This is a genomic window from Haliea sp. (assembly GCF_040221975.1).
Lineage (GTDB): Bacteria > Pseudomonadota > Gammaproteobacteria > Pseudomonadales > Halieaceae > Haliea.
The window spans coordinates 172,357-188,951 of the sequence record NZ_JAVJWR010000031.1 but is presented as its reverse complement, the minus strand read 5'-3'; the positions used below and the strand labels follow the sequence as shown (position 1 = coordinate 188,951).

General features: G+C 65.5%; 18 protein-coding genes. 6 read left to right on the top strand and 12 right to left on the bottom strand.

All coding sequences use genetic code 11. From position 1 onward, the window contains the following. Window positions 1-32 precede the first annotated feature (32 nt). From RLO07_RS13795 to RLO07_RS13785, 3 genes are read right to left on the bottom strand one after another with little or no spacing between them, the layout of a single operon-like run. Window positions 33-563 carry a glycosyltransferase family protein gene (locus RLO07_RS13795; RefSeq protein WP_462292878.1) on the bottom strand — a complete coding sequence of 177 codons (531 nt, stop codon included), beginning with the start codon at window positions 561-563 and terminating at the stop codon, window positions 33-35. A gap of 12 nt (window positions 564-575) precedes the next feature. After that, window positions 576-1,169: a glycosyltransferase family protein gene (locus RLO07_RS13790; protein ID WP_462292708.1), complete on the bottom strand. Its 594-nt coding sequence runs from the start codon at window positions 1,167-1,169 to the stop codon at window positions 576-578. Then, entirely contained in the window at window positions 1,170-1,697 is a 528-nt protein-coding gene (locus tag RLO07_RS13785; protein ID WP_462292707.1) for a phosphatase PAP2 family protein, read from the bottom strand. Between the two features lie 187 nt (window positions 1,698-1,884). On the opposite strand from RLO07_RS13785, the gene RLO07_RS13780 reads away from it, so the two are divergent. Continuing rightward, window positions 1,885-2,586 (top strand): glutamine amidotransferase-related protein, encoded by a 702-nt coding sequence (locus RLO07_RS13780; RefSeq protein WP_462292706.1) that lies wholly within the window; start codon window positions 1,885-1,887, stop codon window positions 2,584-2,586. A 22-nt stretch (window positions 2,587-2,608) separates the two neighbouring features. On the opposite strand, the gene RLO07_RS13775 is transcribed toward RLO07_RS13780, so the two are convergent. Then, window positions 2,609-3,049 (bottom strand): VOC family protein, encoded by a 441-nt coding sequence (locus RLO07_RS13775; RefSeq protein ID WP_462292705.1) that lies wholly within the window; start codon window positions 3,047-3,049, stop codon window positions 2,609-2,611. A gap of 113 nt (window positions 3,050-3,162) precedes the next feature. Further along, window positions 3,163-4,650: an FAD-dependent oxidoreductase gene (locus RLO07_RS13770; RefSeq protein WP_462292704.1), complete on the bottom strand. Its 1,488-nt coding sequence runs from the start codon at window positions 4,648-4,650 to the stop codon at window positions 3,163-3,165. Between the two features lie 196 nt (window positions 4,651-4,846). On the opposite strand from RLO07_RS13770, the gene rdgC reads away from it, so the two are divergent. From rdgC to selD, 3 genes are read left to right on the top strand one after another with little or no spacing between them, the layout of a single operon-like run. Next, complete coding sequence (rdgC, locus tag RLO07_RS13765; protein WP_462292703.1) at window positions 4,847-5,752, top strand: recombination-associated protein RdgC; 906 nt, start codon at window positions 4,847-4,849, stop codon at window positions 5,750-5,752. Between the two features lie 12 nt (window positions 5,753-5,764). Continuing rightward, complete coding sequence (gene mnmH / locus RLO07_RS13760) at window positions 5,765-6,868, top strand: tRNA 2-selenouridine(34) synthase MnmH (RefSeq protein ID WP_462292702.1); 1,104 nt, start codon at window positions 5,765-5,767, stop codon at window positions 6,866-6,868. Continuing rightward, window positions 6,862-9,057 carry a selenide, water dikinase SelD gene (selD, locus tag RLO07_RS13755; protein WP_462292701.1) on the top strand — a complete coding sequence of 732 codons (2,196 nt, stop codon included), beginning with the start codon at window positions 6,862-6,864 and terminating at the stop codon, window positions 9,055-9,057. Before mnmH ends, selD begins: the two co-directional genes overlap by 7 nt. On the opposite strand, the gene RLO07_RS13750 is transcribed toward selD, so the two are convergent. The 6 genes from RLO07_RS13750 to RLO07_RS13725 form a co-directional block, all read right to left on the bottom strand. Continuing rightward, window positions 9,058-10,767, bottom strand: coding sequence for an NAD-binding protein (locus RLO07_RS13750; protein ID WP_462292700.1), 1,710 nt, complete (start codon window positions 10,765-10,767; stop codon window positions 9,058-9,060). Window positions 10,768-10,801: 34 nt separating this feature from the next. Further along, window positions 10,802-11,188, bottom strand: coding sequence for a DUF6394 family protein (locus tag RLO07_RS13745; protein ID WP_462292699.1), 387 nt, complete (start codon window positions 11,186-11,188; stop codon window positions 10,802-10,804). Between the two features lie 79 nt (window positions 11,189-11,267). Then, window positions 11,268-11,753 (bottom strand): N-acetyltransferase family protein, encoded by a 486-nt coding sequence (locus tag RLO07_RS13740; protein ID WP_462292698.1) that lies wholly within the window; start codon window positions 11,751-11,753, stop codon window positions 11,268-11,270. 6 nt (window positions 11,754-11,759) lie between these two features. After that, window positions 11,760-12,182 (bottom strand): ion channel, encoded by a 423-nt coding sequence (locus RLO07_RS13735; RefSeq protein WP_462292697.1) that lies wholly within the window; start codon window positions 12,180-12,182, stop codon window positions 11,760-11,762. A gap of 98 nt (window positions 12,183-12,280) precedes the next feature. Further along, complete coding sequence (locus RLO07_RS13730; RefSeq protein WP_462292696.1) at window positions 12,281-13,369, bottom strand: Rieske 2Fe-2S domain-containing protein; 1,089 nt, start codon at window positions 13,367-13,369, stop codon at window positions 12,281-12,283. Between the two features lie 13 nt (window positions 13,370-13,382). Then, entirely contained in the window at window positions 13,383-14,570 is a 1,188-nt protein-coding gene (locus tag RLO07_RS13725) for an acyl-CoA dehydrogenase family protein (RefSeq protein WP_462292695.1), read from the bottom strand. 317 nt (window positions 14,571-14,887) lie between these two features. On the opposite strand from RLO07_RS13725, the gene RLO07_RS13720 reads away from it, so the two are divergent. Then, window positions 14,888-15,271, top strand: coding sequence for a hypothetical protein (locus RLO07_RS13720; RefSeq protein WP_462292694.1), 384 nt, complete (start codon window positions 14,888-14,890; stop codon window positions 15,269-15,271). Between the two features lie 54 nt (window positions 15,272-15,325). Beyond that, entirely contained in the window at window positions 15,326-15,814 is a 489-nt protein-coding gene (locus RLO07_RS13715; RefSeq protein WP_462292693.1) for a DUF4124 domain-containing protein, read from the top strand. On the opposite strand, the gene RLO07_RS13710 is transcribed toward RLO07_RS13715, so the two are convergent. Continuing rightward, window positions 15,797-16,582: a hypothetical protein gene (locus RLO07_RS13710; protein WP_462292692.1), complete on the bottom strand. Its 786-nt coding sequence runs from the start codon at window positions 16,580-16,582 to the stop codon at window positions 15,797-15,799. The genes RLO07_RS13715 and RLO07_RS13710 overlap by 18 nt on opposite strands. Between the last annotated feature and the right edge of the window lie 13 nt (window positions 16,583-16,595).

Here is a 16,595-nt window from a genome sequence, read left to right as displayed (position 1 = left end):
ATGGTGGTGCCTCCGTGGTTGGAGGCAACAGGCTACCCCATGCCGGCCATATTGCCCAACTCCACCCGCTGCCGTTGCGGAGGCCACGACGGGCTGGTCACCATGCGGGCTGGCCGGATCGGAGCGCCTGTGTGCGCTTCGGTGTTGCGCGCAGTATCCCGCCACAGTTGTTGCTGCAGTGTCCCGATCTCTGTGTGCGCTCCTGCCGCCAGCCATCCCGCCAGGGCATCGGCCACATCCGCAAACCGCAGCGCTGGCGGCGCCGGTCTCTGCAGCAGCCAGGGTCCGAGAGACTCGGTATCCAGCCGCGGCACAACCGTGGCGTGGCCCAGCTGAGCCAGGGCCAGGGCATTGGAAAGCTGCTCCATCTGTCCCGTGAGAGGCTTGGTGAGTACCGGCTTGCGCCATTGCAGGCACTCACTGATCAGTTCGAAGCCGCTGTTGCAGATCACGCCGGAACAGCGGGCAAGATCGCGCTTGAAGGCCTCGACGCTGGTGGGGTGCAGGCTGACATTGCCGTGCTCGGTGGCACCCAGGCCCGGGCCGTAAAGCCGGAACTGGATTGCGGGGAACTGTTACAGCAGGGCGCTGACCGCCGCCGCATCTTCGAAGGGCAGGTACACCAGCACATGGTCGCCGGCGTCACCACGCTGCGCCGGCAGATCCAGAATGGGCGGCAGGACATTGTCGTTGTAGGGGTGCCAGTGCAGCCCCACGGGCCGGTCCACGGGTGCGAACCGGCTCATGATCTGCCGCGCCAACCAGGGTCCTCCCGCGATCGGGGTATTGGGGCCGAAGGCATACTGATGGCCGATACCGATCGTCGACACCCCGGCCCGGCGCCCGGCCCAGGCCGTCACCGGTTCGAAGTCGGTGACGACCAGATCGAACCCGGCCAGCGGCAGCGCCCTGACATCGCGCAGGAACTGTGGCAGGTGGTTCTGGCGCAAGGTGCGCCAGTAGCGAACCGAGCCAGCCCGGGTGGCGAACGTCAGGCCCCGGCAGTGGCGGAAATCACCAAACGGCGTCATGTCGAACAGCTGGCTGCGCTCACGGCCGGAAAACAGCCAGGTGACATCGACATCGTGGTTGCGGAAGGCCTCCGCCAGCGCCCGGGCGCGGCTGATATGGCCGTTGCCGGTCGCTTGTACCCCGTACAGTATCTTCATCTACAGGCCCAGCAGGCCGGCACAGAACAGGGCGCTGCTGCTGCCCATGATCGCCCCGGCGACGGTGTCACCCGGGAAGTGGACCCCCAGCAGTATCCGTGACAGGGCAACGCTGCTGGCCCACAGGAACATGGCCACCACCGGGCCGCCGTAGACCACGGCGAGCGCGGTTGCCAGCAGGAACGCGGCGGAGCTGTGGCCAGAGGGGAAACTGAATTGGTCGGCAGCCGTCACCAGGCTGCGGAAACCGGGCACGGCCTCCTGCGGTCGGCGCCGTTTCAGGCTGTTCTTCAGGCTCCAGTACAGCCCGCGTTCAAGTAGCAGCGCCAGTGCCAGCAGGCCGGCAAAGCGGGCGGCGTCTTCGACCGCCAGCAGTACCATGAGCAGCGGAACCAGCAGGTGCAGGTAGCCGTCGCCGGAGCGGGAAAGTGCGCGTGCCAGAGGGCGAACCATCCGCCGCTCGCCCTGGGAGAATATGCGGGCCAGTAGCTGCAGGTCGAGCCTGTGGATGGCGTGGAGCATCTTCATGGTTGCCATTCTCGAGAGCTTGCATGGCAGTATCATGACAGCGGCATGTCAGTTTGATGACAAAACCCGGGGCGGCCCTGGCCGGGTGGCCCTGTCCGGGCGGCATCTCCCAAAGGTGGTATGGACAGCCCCGGGTGGCTTGCCTACCATGCTCGATTTAGAGCTGGTGTGAAACCGGGGGCTATTGGTGAAACTGGGTATTCTCAAGACGGATGCGGTACGAACGGAGTGGGTGCCGGAGTTCGGCGAGTATCCAGACATGTTCATCGCCCTGCTGGGTCGGCTGGACCCGTCCCTGGAGTTCGTTGTCTACGATGTAGAGCAGGGCGAGTACCCGCGTGACATTGATGAGGTCGACGCCTACCTGATCACCGGCAGCAAGAGCAGCGTCTACGATGACAAGCCCTGGATCGCGACCCTGATGGAGTTTGTGCGGGAACTGGACCGGCGCCGGAAGAAGCTGGTCGGGATCTGCTTCGGCCACCAGCTGGTGGCTCATGCCCTGGGTGGCGAGACCGGCAAATCCCCGAAAGGCTGGGGTGTGGGACTGCACCGGCATCGCTTCACGCGCCGACCTCACTGGCACGATCAGGGCGAAGCGGAGTTTGCCATCCTGGTGAGTCATCAGGATCAGGTGGTCAGCAATGCGCCGGGCGCTGAGGTTCTGGCCAGCAGTGATTTTTGCGAGAATGCAGTTGTGCAGATTGGTGAGCACATACTTACATTCCAGGGGCACCCGGAATTCGTGCCCGGTTATTCCCGCGAAATCATGGAGTTCCGCCGCGAGATCATCGGCGAGCCCACCTACGTGGCCGGGATGGATTCCCTGGCGGAGGCTCCGGAGAGTGAGCGTATCGGGCGCTGGATTCTGGCGTTTCTCAAGGCCTGAGGCGGCCCACCGACAAGACCGGCTACCAGCTGCCGGTATTCGCCATTGATGCCCAGGGCTCCCGGGGCGGCAGCGAGCCACCCGCCTGCAGCAGCTCAATGGAGATGCCGTCTGGTGAGCGGATGAAAGCCATGTGACCGTCCCGGGGAGGACGGTTGATGGTGACGCCGGCATCCAGCAGGCGCTGGCAGGTGGCGTAGATGTCCTCGACCCGGTAGGCCAGGTGGCCGAAATTGCGCCCGCCGCTGTATTCCTCCGGATCCCAGTTCCAGGTGATCTCCAACAGCGGGCTGCTCTCAGCGCTGGCACGCTCCACGTCCCCGGGCGCGGCCAGGTAGACCAGGGTAAAGCGGCCGCCCTCACTCTCATGGCGGTTTACTTCCTCCAGTCCCAGCTTGTTGCAGTAGAAGTCCAGGGAGGCGTCCAGATCGCTGGCGCGCACCATGGTGTGCAGGTATTTCATGGCAGGCTCCTGAAAACGGGGTTGCAAAAAATGATGCAAAAAATGGGGTCAGGTCTCGCATTGTAGCACCCCATTGGATACCACATTGCGAGCCCCCCTTCCACGGCCCCCTCCTATATCCTCGCCGCGGCCTGCCGGCCCGCCAGGCGTCCGGAGAAGGTGGCGTCGCCCACGGACATGCCGCTGCTGTAGCCCTCCGCCCGGCGCACAATGCCGCAGGCGGTGCGCCCCGCCGCGTACAGGCCGGGGATGGTTTCACGCTGCTCGTTCACTACCTCCCCGGTGGGCAGCGTGTCGAGGCCGCCAAGGGTGAAGTAGGGCACGAAGACCCCACGGCCCGGGGTGAGATCCAGCGCTACCAATGGCGGCTGCAGGGGCTTGAGCCACTCGGCAGCCTTGTGGAACAGAGTGTCCTCGCCCGCCGCACAGTCCTCGTTGTAGAGAGTGATGGTATGGGACAGGGAGCCCTTGCGCAGGCCCAGTTCTTGTTCCAGCTCCGCCACCGTGTCCCCGGTCGCCGCCACCGGTGCCCCGAGATAACTGGCAGTTTCGTAGTCCGCGTAATCCTCCACGTTCAGTACCATGTAGAGGCGCTCGGAGGGCTGCTGCAGGGCGAAGGCGCCGAGCCGGCCGTGGTAGGAGTCCTCGTTGATGAAGCGCTGGCCCTTGTCGGTGATGGCGATACCGTGGGTCATGCTGGCCGGCGGGTAGAAGGGCAGGCTGACAAAGCCCTCGTGCATGTTGATGGTGGCACCGCCCACGGCGTTCCCCATGAGGATACCGCTGCCGGTGTCGCCCGGGTTGCCGATGGGCTGGGTGCCCCGGGTCAGCATCGGCGCGTGCTTGCGCACCATCTCCTCGTTCATGCAGAAGCCGCCGGCGCAGAGAATGACCCCGCGGCGCGCGCGGACGTTCAGCTCGCGCTGGTTTTCGCGCACCACCAGGCCGACCACCGTGCCGTCCCCGTCGATGATCAGGGTCAGTGCGCGGCTTTCATAGTGCACGCTGATACGCTCGCGGCGGTTGATGTTGTCGGTGACGATCTGCATGAACAGCGGACCACCGTTGTCGCCCTCGACGTAGAGATTGTGGCCCCGGGGGCAGGGTTTGGCGAGCTGGCTGAAGGGCCAGGCCTTCTCGCTGCCGGTGAAGAGCAGGCAGTCGTCGGTCAGTGCCATGATCGCGCGCTCGGCATGGAAACTGTCCTTGAACGGCACCCCCAGGTCTACCAGCCACTGGAAGTGCGCGGTGCTTTGCTCGCAGTAGTTGCGGATCTTGGCCGCGTCCGCCTGGGGCCCGGCACTGGCCATCATGTACTGGAACATGTCTTCCGTGCTGTCCTCGAAACCACAGGCCTTTTGCACCCGGGTGCCACCGTTGCCACCCATGTAGATCTCGGCGCTGGACAGTGCGGTGGAGCCGCCGCTGGCGCTGGCCAGCTCAAAGACCATGACCTCGGCGCCGGCATCGGCGGCTTCAATCGCCGCGCAGCCACCGGCGCCACCAAAGCCGACGATGGCGACATCGGTTTCCAGGTCCCATGCGCCCACGTCAGCGAGCTTGCGGGGATGGCTGGGACTGGTCCTGGCGCTGCTGGTCATGGCTCTTACCTTGCTTGTGAGTCTGTCTGCCGCGATTAAACCGGCTTGCCCCCTGTCCCTCAACGGCTGCGGCCCAACATGTTGTACGCGATTGTGATTTTCTTGTGCACATGCCCGGCGGCCCGGCTTGAGGTACAATCCCCGTCTTTTTGGGCCGGGCCGAGTAGTCGGGTCCCGGCTGCCTACGGAGTCTTCTATGTGGTTCAAAAACGTGCGGGCCTATCGCCTCACCACCCCCTTTGAGGTAACGGCAGAACAGTTGGAGCAGCAGCTGGCAGAGCGCGAATTCCAGCACTGCAGCGCCACCCAGCCGGTGTCCGCAGGCTGGGTGCCGGTCCTTGGCGGTACCACCAGCGCCCTGGTACACCCGGCTAATGGCCGTTTCCTGCTGCGGCTGCGGCGTGAGGAAAGATTGCTGCCCTCCACGGTAGTGCGCGAGCAACTGGCGGAAAAGGTGGCGGAAATCGAGGAGGCGCAGGGCCGCAAGGTCTATCGCAAGGAGCGCCTCAACCTGCAGGATGAAATCGTGCTGGATTGCCTGCCGCGGGCCTTTACCCGCTCTGCGTACCTGTACGCCTACATCGACACCCGCGCCAACTGGTTGTTCGTGGAAGCCACCAGCGCCGCTCGCGCCGAGGAGTTGCTGAACGTGCTGCGGGAGTGCATCGGCAGCTTCCCGGTGGTGCTGCCACAGGTCAACAATGCGCCCACCGCCACCATGACCGCCTGGCTGGCCCACCAGTCCCTGCCCAACGACTTTGCCCTCGGCGACGAGTGCGAGTTGCGCGAGCCCGGCGAAGAAGGTGGCGTGGTGCGCTGCCGCGGTGTTGATTTGCTGGGGGAGGAGCTGGAGACCCACCTCAATGCCGGCAAGCAGGTCGCGCGCCTGGCCCTGAGCTGGGAGGAGCGGGTGTCTTTGGTGCTGGCGGAGGATCTCTGCCTGCGGCGGCTCAAATTCTCGGATGAACTGATGAAGGAGAACGCAGACCTGCCGGAAGCAGACCAGGCAGCCCGCCTGGACGCCGATTTCGCTCTCATGTCCGATGTCGTCACCCGCCTGCAGGAGCGGGTCATGGATCTGTTTGGCGGCGAGGCCGAGTAGCCGCTCCCGCTCATGGCCACGCTCCCGGAAACCTCCGACTACCGCCAGCTGTTCCTGGCCGGCACCCCGTTTCTGGATTTGCGTTCACCGGGAGAATTCGCCCACGGTGCCTTTCCCACCGCTACCAACTTGCCGCTGATGAGCAACGAGGAGCGGGCCCGGGTGGGTACCTGCTACAAACAGCAGGGCCAGGCCGCGGCGATCGCGCTGGGCCACCGGCTGGTGTCCGGCGCGGAGCGTGAGCGGCGACTCGAGGCTTGGAGCGGGTTTGCCCGCGAACATCCGGACGGCTGTCTCTACTGCTGGCGCGGCGGCCTGCGTTCGCAGACTGTGCAACAGTGGCTGGCGGATGCCGGCATCGTCTACCCCCGGGTCGTTGGCGGCTACAAGGCCCTGCGCCGGTTCCTGCTGGAGGAGCTGGAGCGCTCTCTGCAGCGGGCGCAGCTGGTGCTCATTGGCGGCCGCACCGGCACCGGCAAGACCCGGGTGGTTGCCGCCCTCGACAACGCCATCGACCTGGAGGGCCTGGCGCGACATCGCGGTTCCAGTTTCGGCCATCTGCCCGAGGGCCAGCCCAGTCAGATCGACTTCGAAAACGCGCTCAGCATCGGCTTCCTGCTGCAGCTGCAAGGCAGCGCCGGTCCGGTAGTCCTGGAAGACGAGGGCCGCCTGATCGGTCGCCTGGCATTGCCGGAAAGCCTGCGCCAGCGCATGCAGGATGCGCCGATGCTGGTGGTGGAGGAGAGTCTCGCGGAGCGGGTCGAGGTCATCCTGGAAGACTACATTGTCGATCTCGGTCAGCGTTACATGGACAGTGAGGGTGTACTGGAAGGCCCCGCGCTGCACCGCACCCGGCTGCTGGAGGGGCTGGACCGTATCCGCAAGCGCCTCGGCGGCGAGCGCCACCAGGCTATCCGCACCCAAATGGAGAAGGCCTTCGCCCAGCAGCGCGCCAGCGGCGACCTCGACCAACACCGGGCCTGGATCAGCGCCCTGCTGGAAAGCTATTACGACCCCATGTACCGCTACCAGTTGTCCCAGCGTGCGGGCAGGATCCTGTTCCAGGGCCGCCGCGATGAGGTGATCAGCTTTGCCCGGACAGGGCTGTCGTGCTGAAGCAGGCACAGCTCGCCCGGGACCTGGTACTGGTCGGCGGCGGCCACGCCCACGCCCTGGCGCTGCGAATGCTGGCCATGCAGCCGGTTGCCGGAGTCCAGGTCTCCCTGGTGTCACCCGCGAGCCACAGCCCCTATTCCGGCATGCTGCCGGGGCTGATTGCCGGCCACTACCGTTTCGAGGAAACTCACATCGACCTGGCGCGCCTGTGCCAGTGGGCCGGGGCGCGTTTCATTACCGCCGAGGTCAGCGGCCTGGATCCGAGCAACCGCAGCCTGACGCTGCCGGGTCGTCCACCGCTGGCCTACGATGTGTTGAGCCTGGATATCGGCTCCCGCCCGGAGCTGGACAGTGTGCCCGGGGCCCGGGAGCACGCCGTCCCGGTGAAGCCGGTAGCGGATTTGTGGCAGCGCTGGCAGGAACTCGAGGCCAGCCTGCCCGGGCGTTCTGGTCCGGGGCCGCTGCGGCTGACCCTGGTGGGCGGTGGCGCCGGCAGTGTCGAACTGGCCCTGGCCATGGCCCGGCGCCTGCGCGGCAGGGCCCTGCAGCTGACCCTGTTCTGTGGCGCGGCGGACATCCTCCAGGGTTACAACGGCCTGGCCCGGGCGGCGGTGCGCCGTGCCCTGGTGGATGCGGGGGTTGCTCTGCACTGCGGTAACCGTGTGGCCAGCGTCAGCGCCGGCAGCCTGGAGCTGGACGACGGCCGCACCGCGCCCTTTGACTCCCTGTTCTGGTGTACTGGCGCGGCGGCGACCCCCTGGCTCGCAGACAGTGGTCTCGATACCGTCGAGGGAGGTTTTCTGGCGGTGCGCGATACCCTGCAGTCGGTGGCCGATGATGCGGTCTTCGCCGCCGGCGATATCGCCACCCAGCTGGCCCACCCCCGGCCCAAGGCCGGGGTGTACGCGGTGCGCCAGGCGCCGGTGCTGGCCACCAACCTGCGCAATTACCTGCTCGGCAGACCGTTGCGGAAACATCGGCCGCAGCGCCGCTTCCTCTCTCTGCTGTCGCTGGGTGAGCAGCGGGCCACGGCGGATCGCGGCCCCTTTGCGGCTACCGGAGACTGGGTCTGGCGCTGGAAAGATCGCATCGACCGCCGGTTCATGGCGCGTTTCGAGGAGCTGCCCGAGGCCATGTCTGCCGCAGCGGCAGACAGCCTGCCCGAGGCGCTGGCGGGGGAGGCACAGGCGCCCTGTGGCGGATGCGGTGCCAAGGTTGGTGGCGACAGTCTGGCCGCGGCCCTCGCCGGGCTGCGCCTGCTCTACCCCGGGCTGTGCCCGGCGCCCGACCATGCCGACGACGCGGCGTTACTGGAGATGCCGGCAGGCGGGATGCAGTTGCAGAGCCTCGACATTCTCCGCGGGCTGGTTTCCGACCCCTGGATCATGGGGCGGATCGCCGCCAATCACGCCCTCTCGGACCTCTATGCCAGCGGCGGCCGGCCCCTGTTCGCACTGGCGGCGGCGACCCTGCCCTTCAGCAGTCCGGCCCTGCAACAGCGCGAATTGCTGCAGTTGCTGGCGGGGGCGCTGGCAGAATTCGAGCAGGTTGGCTGTCGCCTGGTGGGTGGGCACAGCCTGCAGGGACCGGAGCTGGCGCTGGGTTTTGCAGTGACCGGGGAGCCTGTTGTCGCCGACAGGCTGCTGCCCAAGCGGGGCCTGCAGCCGGGGGACCAGCTGCTGCTGACCAAGCCGCTGGGGACGGGCACCCTGTTCGCGGCGCACATGCAGCTGCAGGCGGATGGCCGCGACCTGTCCGCGGCGACGGACATGATGCTGCAGAGCAATTACACTGCGGCCCGGTTGGCGCTGGAACACGGCGCTACCGCAGCCACGGACGTGACCGGCTTCGGGCTCTGGGGGCACCTGCTGGAAATGCTGCGGCCGGGCCAGTATGCGGAGCTGTCGCTGGAGGCGCTGCCGGCGCTCCCCGGGGCCCTGGCCAGCCTTGGAGCGGGCATCCACAGCAGCATGCATCCGGCCAACGTGCGGCTGGCGGACAGCACGTTGGCCCCGGATCCGCGGCGGGACCTGCTGTTTGATCCACAGACCAGCGGTGGCCTGCTGTTGGGGATTGCCGCTGGGCGCGCCGGGGCGCTACAGCAGGTCCTGCGCGCCGCCGGTTATGCAAGCGCGGCTGTTATCGGTGAGGTTGGCGCGGGGGAAGGCGAGCTGGTCCGCTGCAGCTGATCAACCGCTGCGACGCTCCAGCCACTGCCATACCAGCCCCTGCTGCCGGTCCCTGCCGGTCAGGATGTACTCCAGCCGTTCGTCATTTTCCAGTACCGCGCGCAGGCGCGCGGCTTCGCCGTCGCGCCCCGCCAGCAGCAGTCTGTCGCCTAGGGCGAGGGCGAAGTCATCCGCGGGAAACAGGAAATCTTGCTGTTGCCGGCGCAGCAGAAGGACTTCCAGGTGCAGGCGTTGCTGCCAGTCCCGCGGATCGGCCAGCAGCTTGCCCACGGTGATCTGGCGACCGGCCTCCAGCGCGCGCGCCAGGGCGGGCGCCCGCCGGGCGCTGATCCGCCCGGAAGAGAACTGCGGCGGGTGATCGCTCTGGTGGCGCAGGAAGGCGGCCAGTGCCTGGCGTGCGGTCTCGTTGTCCTGCTGCAGCAGCTGCTGGGTGAACGGTTCCACCAGGCTGGAGCTGATGCGGCTGAGAATGGTGCCGGCGACGACGCTGCTGGGCTGGCCGAGGAAGTCCGGCTGCGCGGCGCGGAACAGGGCGTGGCTGGAGAGGCCGTTCTCCAGCACGACGTGGAACAGGTCGGGATTGAGCGCGCGCGCGGTAATCAGGATCGACAGGTTGTCGGCATCGTCGTTGGTGGCGGCGACAATACCGACGGCACCCTCCACGCCGGCCGCGGTCAGTTCTTCGGCCTGGGTACCGCGGCCGGGGATGGTACCGGCCGGGCAGTTGGACTGCTCTGGATCAGGATGGATCACCACCACCTCCATGTCCCGCTCCTGCAGCAGTTTCCAGACTGCCCGCCCTACCCGGCTGAAACCGCAGACAATCCACTTGCCGCGGGGTATGGACACCGCCTTGGTGAGGCGCGCGTTGGGGCCGGAGTTGAGCCAGTGGTAGAGGCGGAACAGGTCCGGCTTGTCGATCGCCAGTTCCAATCGCCGCTGATATTCCTCCACCGGATTGACCACATGGTCGGTATCGAAGGAGCGCATATTGTCCGCTTCACTGCGGGTGTCGGCACTGGCATACACCGCAACCTTGTGATTCAACAGCGTCGCGCTGATGGCGACCTTGAGATTGACGTGACCTTCGCCGGTGACGGCGATCACCCCGCTGCACCAGCGACTGCGCAGCCCCGCTTCCACCAGGTTGTCCGGCAGATTGGCGTTCATGCAAAAGCTGGTGACGGGAACATCAAAGTCCTCGACTTCCAACAGCTCGATCTTGTCCTGGTTGTGCTCCACCACCACCACCTGGTGACCGCGGTCGGTCAGTGCCCGGGTCAGCATGCGCCCGGTGTCGCCGTAGCCGCAGATCAGATAGAAAGGCTCGTTGAGATTGCGTACAAGGCGCGCCAGCCGCGCCCGGCGCAGAGCGCGGCGGTAAGCCGGATCCTGCAGCAGGGAGACGATGGAGCCGATCGAGAACAGCCAGGCAATGACGGTCAGGTAGATGCTGACCATGGTCCACAAGCGTTGCCCCGGGGAGAAGTCGTAGGGTACTTCGCCAAAGCCAATGGTGCTGCCGGTATAGCTGACGACGTAGAACGCCTCGAAAAAGCTCATGCGCCAGGGATTGCCCTGGTCGTCAGTGCCCGGGATCAGGGTGAAGCCCACGGTGGCGATGCTGTAGGCCAGGATCAGCACCGTCAACGGCACCCGCATCCGCCGCAGGAACAGGAATACCAGGGAATTGTTGGCGGGGCTGGTCATGTCTGCCTACGCGGCTCGGCCGGTGCGATCCATCCTAGCGCCTGCTGAGCCCGGCGGTATCCAGGGTCAGCAGCACCAGCGATACCAGGTTCGCAAGCAGCGCCCCCCCGGACAGGGACACGATCGAAGCCATGACCTTTGGGGTCAGGCCCACATCGGTGACGTGTACCGCCATGGCCCACACCAGCACGGCGGCGATCAAATGCAGGTTCACGACCAGGCTGGAGGCGAGCAGGATGGCCCCCATCTGCGAGCGCTCGCCGAATTTGAGGACAGTGGCAATCAGGCCCACGACCAGGGCCGCGAACAGTTCATAAACGTCGTGGTGTTGCGGGTTATCGATGTCGCCGATGAAAAAACCGAAGTTCAGCGTTACCGCCAGCAGCACAAAAAAGCCGAACACTACCTTGCTCATGTTCATGAACACCACTCCCCTGACAAACCTGGCACCATTATGCGCGACTGGCGGCCTGTTGCCAGCCCCGCCGGGGAGGAATCGGCTAGCTGCCGGCAGCGAAATCCTCCAGCGCCTTGCCGGTCAGCCGATAGCCTACCCACTCACTCTGGGGACGGGCGCCAAAAGATTCGTAGAACCGAATGGCGGGTTCGTTCCAGTCCAGCACATTCCACTCGAAGCGGCCACAGCCCTCGGCCACTGCCTGCTGCGCAAGGTAGTGCAGCAGCGCCTTGCCGGCACCCTTGCCGCGCTGTGCCGGATCCACGTACAGGTCCTCCAGATACAGCCCCAGGCGGCCCAGCCAGGAAGAGAAGTTGTAGAAATAGAGGGCGAAACCGGCGGCCTCGCCGTCCACTTCGCAGATCAGGGCAAACACCCGGGGATGCCCGGTGAACAGCAGGCCGTGCAGGTCGGCCTCGGTGGCCTTGACCTCGTCCAGCGCTTTCTCATAGAGGGCGAGGTCGCGGACGAAGCGCAGGATCAGGGCGCAGTCCTCAGGGCGGGCCTTGCGGATGGTGAGTCGGGACATGGTGGCTTAGCTTTCACTCCAGTTGCGTTGCATTTCGTAGTAGAGGAAGGAGGCGGTCCAGGTAATCAGTACCAGTCCGGTCAGTGACTCAATGCCCACCAGATAGCGGATTTCACCCTCGGGGAAAATATCCCCGAACCCCAGCGTTGAAAATACGGTAAAGGAGAAGTATACGCAGTCCAGAATAGTGCCGTCGAAATTGCCGCCCAGTGAGCCCCATTTGAGCCAGGTTATCAGCACGTAATAGGTGAGTGCAAAAATCCATACCTCCACTGCATGCGCCATCAGCGCGCCGAGCACGCCAATGGCGATGCGGGCGCGGTGGACTACCGGCAACCGGGGCAGGTACCGGGTCAGCCAGTGCAGGGCCTCATAGTGGATCATCACCACCAGGGCGACGATGAGCGCGTTGACGAGCAATACTTGCATGGCGCGGCGGGTCCAGTTGCAAAATGACCATAGTAGCCTGAACCCCCTGTCGGGGCATACTCACGGATGCCCGCTTGCTGCTCAGCGGTAGCCGGCAGCTATTGCTGGCTGGCGAGCACGTCCGCCACCGACGGACCCTCGACCGTCACATGCTCCCGCGCCTTCACCTGGTCCGGGCGGATGTCGGCGACATTGGTCATGAACTGGCTGTACCATTTGCGCACCATGTGGATGGGGCCGTCGCCGTCGCACATCAGCGGGTTGTCGATGATGCACTTGTTGTTCCAGATTGCCACGTCCTGGTGGAAGGACTCGATGTTGAGCGCGGTGTACTCATCCAGCATGGCCTGGTTCTCGGCCTCGCTCAGGTTCGGATCCTTGCGGATCATGACCCCGAAGTTGATGACGAAGTTGTGCATGTCCACCGGAATGTGGCTCACCAGCAGGTGTACCTGCATCGGGTGTCCGTCCATGCTGCCGGTCATGGTGGTGGTCATGTAGGCGGGGCCCTCGTAGGTGGCCACGCTGGTAATCAGGCCGCCCTCACCCTCGGTCAGGATCTGGTGGCCGCCAACCATGTACTGCACGAACTTGTGACCTGCCATGGTATTGCTGAAGGATTTCACCGTGGAGTAGTGGATGGGGCCGAAGTGGGCCATGTCGGCCATGTTGTCCACCAGCTCGCGGCCCTGGGAGGCGATCGGAATGGCGCGCATTTCCCAGTCGGTCCAGTTGCCGGAGTACCAGTCCGCCATCGCTTCCGGCTCCTGCTCGGGAATCGGCGGATTGTTCTCCGGATCCTGCCAGACAAATACCAGGCCGTTCTTTTCCAGAGTGGGCCAGGACTTGATTACGGCCTTGTCCGGAATCTTCTTGGCGTAGGGGATGTCGTCACAGACCCCGTCCGCGCCCCAGCTCCAGAGGTGGAACGGACATACCACCGAGTTGCCGCAGACCTTGCCCTGGCTGAGGTCACCGCCCATGTGCGGGCAGTAGGCATCGAGGATATGCACTTCGCCGTCCCGCTCGCCGCGGTAGGCCACCAATTTGGTGCCGAAAACCGCCAGCATGCGCGGGGTGGTGCTGACGCTGGCGGCATTGCCGATCACGTACCAGCCGCGGGCGTAGCGCTCCGGGCGCGGCTCGGCCTTGATGATGTAGGGGTCTATCCTTTGTTGTACTGTCATGGCGTGCTCCCGCTTACAGAAAGAAGTCGGCGTTGGGCTGGCCCATCAGGGTGCCGCCCAGATTGCGGCCGAACTTGAAGGGGTTGTTGGCGACGTGGGTGCGGCCGGCGTTGATATCCAGCCACGCCCGGTTGAGAGGATGGCCGCGGTGAATGCCCTGGGCGCCGCAGGCGATGAACATGGCATTGATGGCATCGGCGCATTTCGCCGCCACCCGTGAGGCGTCAAAGCGCATCTTGATGCGATCTCCCATCGGCAGGGTGCGGTCTTCCTTCGCCGCCGCCACCATCTGGTCGAAATTGCGGAACATGATGGTCTCGCACTCATCGACGGTGGCGAGGGCATTGGCCAGGGCCATCTGCGCATCGGGGTCGCTGGCAATCTTGTTGCCGTCGTTGAGACCCACCCGGTTCCGGTTGACTTCCACATAGCTGTCGGTGACGCCGCGCAGGGCGCCGATGGCGGAGCTGCACACCGCGCGCACGAAGATCTGGCCGAAGGGCAGGCGGAAAATGTAGTGGTCGTTGACGGCGTTGCCGGGACTGTTGCACTCGAAGCCGTCTATGGAGCGGTGGGTGCGGTACTCCGGCACATAGGCATCCTGCACCACGATGTCGTGGCTGCCGGTGCCCTCCAGGCCGCTGACGTCCCAGTTGTCGACGATCTCGTAGTCGCTGCGCGGCACCAGGAAGGTGCGGTAGTCGGGTGCGTCGCCTTCGTTCGCCGGTGGCACCATCGCGCCGAGGAAGGCCCACTGGCAGTGTTTCGAGCCCGAGGAAAAGCCCCAGTGGCCGCTCAGGCGATAGCCACCGTCGACCCGGGCGACCTTGCCGACCGGCATATAGGAGGATGAGATCAGTACACTGGTATCCTCGCCCCAGACGTCCTGCTGGGCGCGGTCGTCAAACAGCGCCAGCTGCCAGTTATGAATGGCCACCACGCCCAGTACCCAGGCGGTGGACATGCAGCCCTCGGCCAGCGCCATCTGCACCCGGAAGAACACTTCCGGGTCCATTTCATAACCCTCGTAGCGGGCCGGTTGCATGATGCGGAAGAAGCCCGCATCCTGCATCTCGCGTACCGTGGCTTCCGGCAGGTGGCCGAGACTGGCGGCCTCCCGCTGGCGCTCCTTCAAGACTGGAACCATCTTGCGGGCGCTGCGGTAGAGGCGCTCGATGTCGTTCAATTGCTGTGCGGTCATGGTCTTTCTCCTTGAGGCGGTAGCCGATGGTTGCGACTATGCGGTTCGGCGCACGAGTGCCTCATACCTCATCTGCGTTATATGCCAGGCAAAGCGCAGCGAGCTTGATCCAGATCAAGTTCCGCATCTGCTGCGGGCCGGGAGCAGAAGCCGGATCGGGGCAGTTCACTTTCTTGTGCCCCGCACGGTTCCGTGGCGGTTTCGGGTAGCGTGTTGCGGCGGACTGGAGAGGTGGGCGTGAGTGACTATACTTTGCATGATGTCGACGCCCTGGCGCTGCCGGGGGTGTCGCCCACTATCTGACCTGGAGCTACGTCATGAGTAGTATCTTGCAAACCCTCAAGTCTGCGCTGGGCGCAGGCAAGCCCCCTTCGCGTGCCAAGGCCACTTCGCGTGCAAAGCAGCGCCAGGCGCGGGCTTCAGTGACACACTCCCCGTACCGCGCCTGCACCATTGAGCCGGGACTGGACGCCTGCGCGGCGGTGGCGACGCTGCGGGAAGAGCGCTTTCTACAGACGGATGTTCCTCCGCTGCCACTGCCGGAGTGTGGGCGTTTGCAGTGCGATTGCCGTTACCGGCGGCATGAAGACAGGCGCCACCGGGACCATGAGCGGCGCCTGCCGGGCGCGACTGCCACCCAGCTCTACCCCCACATGGAAAAGGAGCGGCGACGCACCCATGGCCGTCGGGCGGGCGACTGATCCTGAGCCGACAACCGCGTGGAACTCGGGCAGCTTTACCGGATCGAACAGAGCATGATGTCACGTCTGTTGGTCAGTGTTTTGCTCTCGCTTGCCTGTGGTGCAGCGGCCGATTCCACCACCGTTTACCGGTTTGTGGACAGCAATGGCGTGGTCGGGTTTTCGGATACGCCGCCGCCTGAGGGTGTCAGTGCCCGAGCCCTGCGGATTGTGGCGCCAGAGTCCTCCGCTGCGGATACCCTGCAGCGGCTGGAAGCGATGCGACAAACAACCGATCGCATGGCATCGGATCGACGGGAGCGGGAAGCACAGCGCGAGCTGGTGCGCCTGCGGGCAGCGACCGCGGAAGCGGCGCGGCAGAGGCCGATGCCACGCGAGCAGGTACGCCACGAGTATATCTATTTGCCGGTAGCCACCGTCCCGCCCTGGCGGCGAGGGTATTATCCACCGCCGCATCGCCCCCGGGACCCGTCGCGGCTTGGCATTATCCCCGGCCCCAACTCCCAGCTGATGCGCCCTATCCTGTCACGGCCCCGGAACTGAATTGACCGCTGCGGTGTCCGGCTGGCAGCGTCGCCAGTCGTCGGGCAGTGGGCGGCGACGTTGCATGGGGCTGGCGAGACCGCGGATGGTGTGGCTGAGCTCCCGTGCCGCGCCATCATTGCCGGTGGCAAACTCAAGCTGGAACTGCAGCTCGCCCTGGCGGAAGCTGAAGGTCTCCCCACCCTGCGAACGCAGATCCCAGGGCGCGGTATCCGCCCACAGGGGGCCAGCAACCAGAAAACCGTCACAGGTCCGGGTTACAAACAGTTCCCGGTTGGGCGCCTCTGCACTGGCGTAGATACCGGTCAGGCGTGCAAGATCAGTGCGGGCGGGACCGCGGTCTGATGCCGCGGGCGCCGGGCCTTCGTCCCCGGGTGCGGCCTCGGCACCGGCGTCCGCCGCAAGCTCCGCCGCGGCCGCCTCCATCTCCGCTACCATCTCCGCCTGTGACTCCAGGGCCGTCTCAAGCCCGGCCAGGCTGACAATGGACACCATCTCCATCACCGCCATGCCGGCCTCGATATTGCCCGCCTCCAGGTAGCGCGTACCGAGGTCGGCCAGGCCCTCCACATCCGCTTCGTAGTCAGCGGCGGAGTTGGTCCAAAGCTCGGCGAAACGCTCGCGGGCGGCGTCGACGCCGTGGCTTTCCAGCAGCCGCGCGACCTCGGCGGACAGGAGTGGTTTGGCGCAAGCCAGGCTTGCGCACAGCAGCAGGCCAATCAGGGCCAGGCCCATTGCGCGCGGGGTGATCGTGGTGTGTATGTGCATGGCGGATCCTGTG

What these genes read in the sequence shown, in the direction of transcription:
- RLO07_RS13790 (WP_462292708.1), bottom strand. Translation starts at nt 1,169, where the DNA reads ATGAAGATACTGTACGGGGTACAAGCGACCGGCAACGGCCATATCAGC.
- RLO07_RS13785 (WP_462292707.1), bottom strand. Translation starts at nt 1,697, where the DNA reads ATGAAGATGCTCCACGCCATCCACAGGCTCGACCTGCAGCTACTGGCC.
- RLO07_RS13775 (WP_462292705.1), bottom strand. Translation starts at nt 3,049, where the DNA reads ATGAAATACCTGCACACCATGGTGCGCGCCAGCGATCTGGACGCCTCC.
- RLO07_RS13770 (WP_462292704.1), bottom strand. Translation starts at nt 4,650, where the DNA reads ATGACCAGCAGCGCCAGGACCAGTCCCAGCCATCCCCGCAAGCTCGCT.
- rdgC (WP_462292703.1), top strand. Translation starts at nt 4,847, where the DNA reads ATGTGGTTCAAAAACGTGCGGGCCTATCGCCTCACCACCCCCTTTGAG.
- mnmH (WP_462292702.1), top strand. Translation starts at nt 5,765, where the DNA reads ATGGCCACGCTCCCGGAAACCTCCGACTACCGCCAGCTGTTCCTGGCC.
- RLO07_RS13750 (WP_462292700.1), bottom strand. Translation starts at nt 10,767, where the DNA reads ATGACCAGCCCCGCCAACAATTCCCTGGTATTCCTGTTCCTGCGGCGG.
- RLO07_RS13745 (WP_462292699.1), bottom strand. Translation starts at nt 11,188, where the DNA reads ATGAACATGAGCAAGGTAGTGTTCGGCTTTTTTGTGCTGCTGGCGGTA.
- RLO07_RS13740 (WP_462292698.1), bottom strand. Translation starts at nt 11,753, where the DNA reads ATGTCCCGACTCACCATCCGCAAGGCCCGCCCTGAGGACTGCGCCCTG.
- RLO07_RS13735 (WP_462292697.1), bottom strand. Translation starts at nt 12,182, where the DNA reads ATGCAAGTATTGCTCGTCAACGCGCTCATCGTCGCCCTGGTGGTGATG.
- RLO07_RS13730 (WP_462292696.1), bottom strand. Translation starts at nt 13,369, where the DNA reads ATGACAGTACAACAAAGGATAGACCCCTACATCATCAAGGCCGAGCCG.
- RLO07_RS13725 (WP_462292695.1), bottom strand. Translation starts at nt 14,570, where the DNA reads ATGACCGCACAGCAATTGAACGACATCGAGCGCCTCTACCGCAGCGCC.
- RLO07_RS13720 (WP_462292694.1), top strand. Translation starts at nt 14,888, where the DNA reads ATGAGTAGTATCTTGCAAACCCTCAAGTCTGCGCTGGGCGCAGGCAAG.
- RLO07_RS13715 (WP_462292693.1), top strand. Translation starts at nt 15,326, where the DNA reads ATGATGTCACGTCTGTTGGTCAGTGTTTTGCTCTCGCTTGCCTGTGGT.
- RLO07_RS13710 (WP_462292692.1), bottom strand. Translation starts at nt 16,582, where the DNA reads ATGCACATACACACCACGATCACCCCGCGCGCAATGGGCCTGGCCCTG.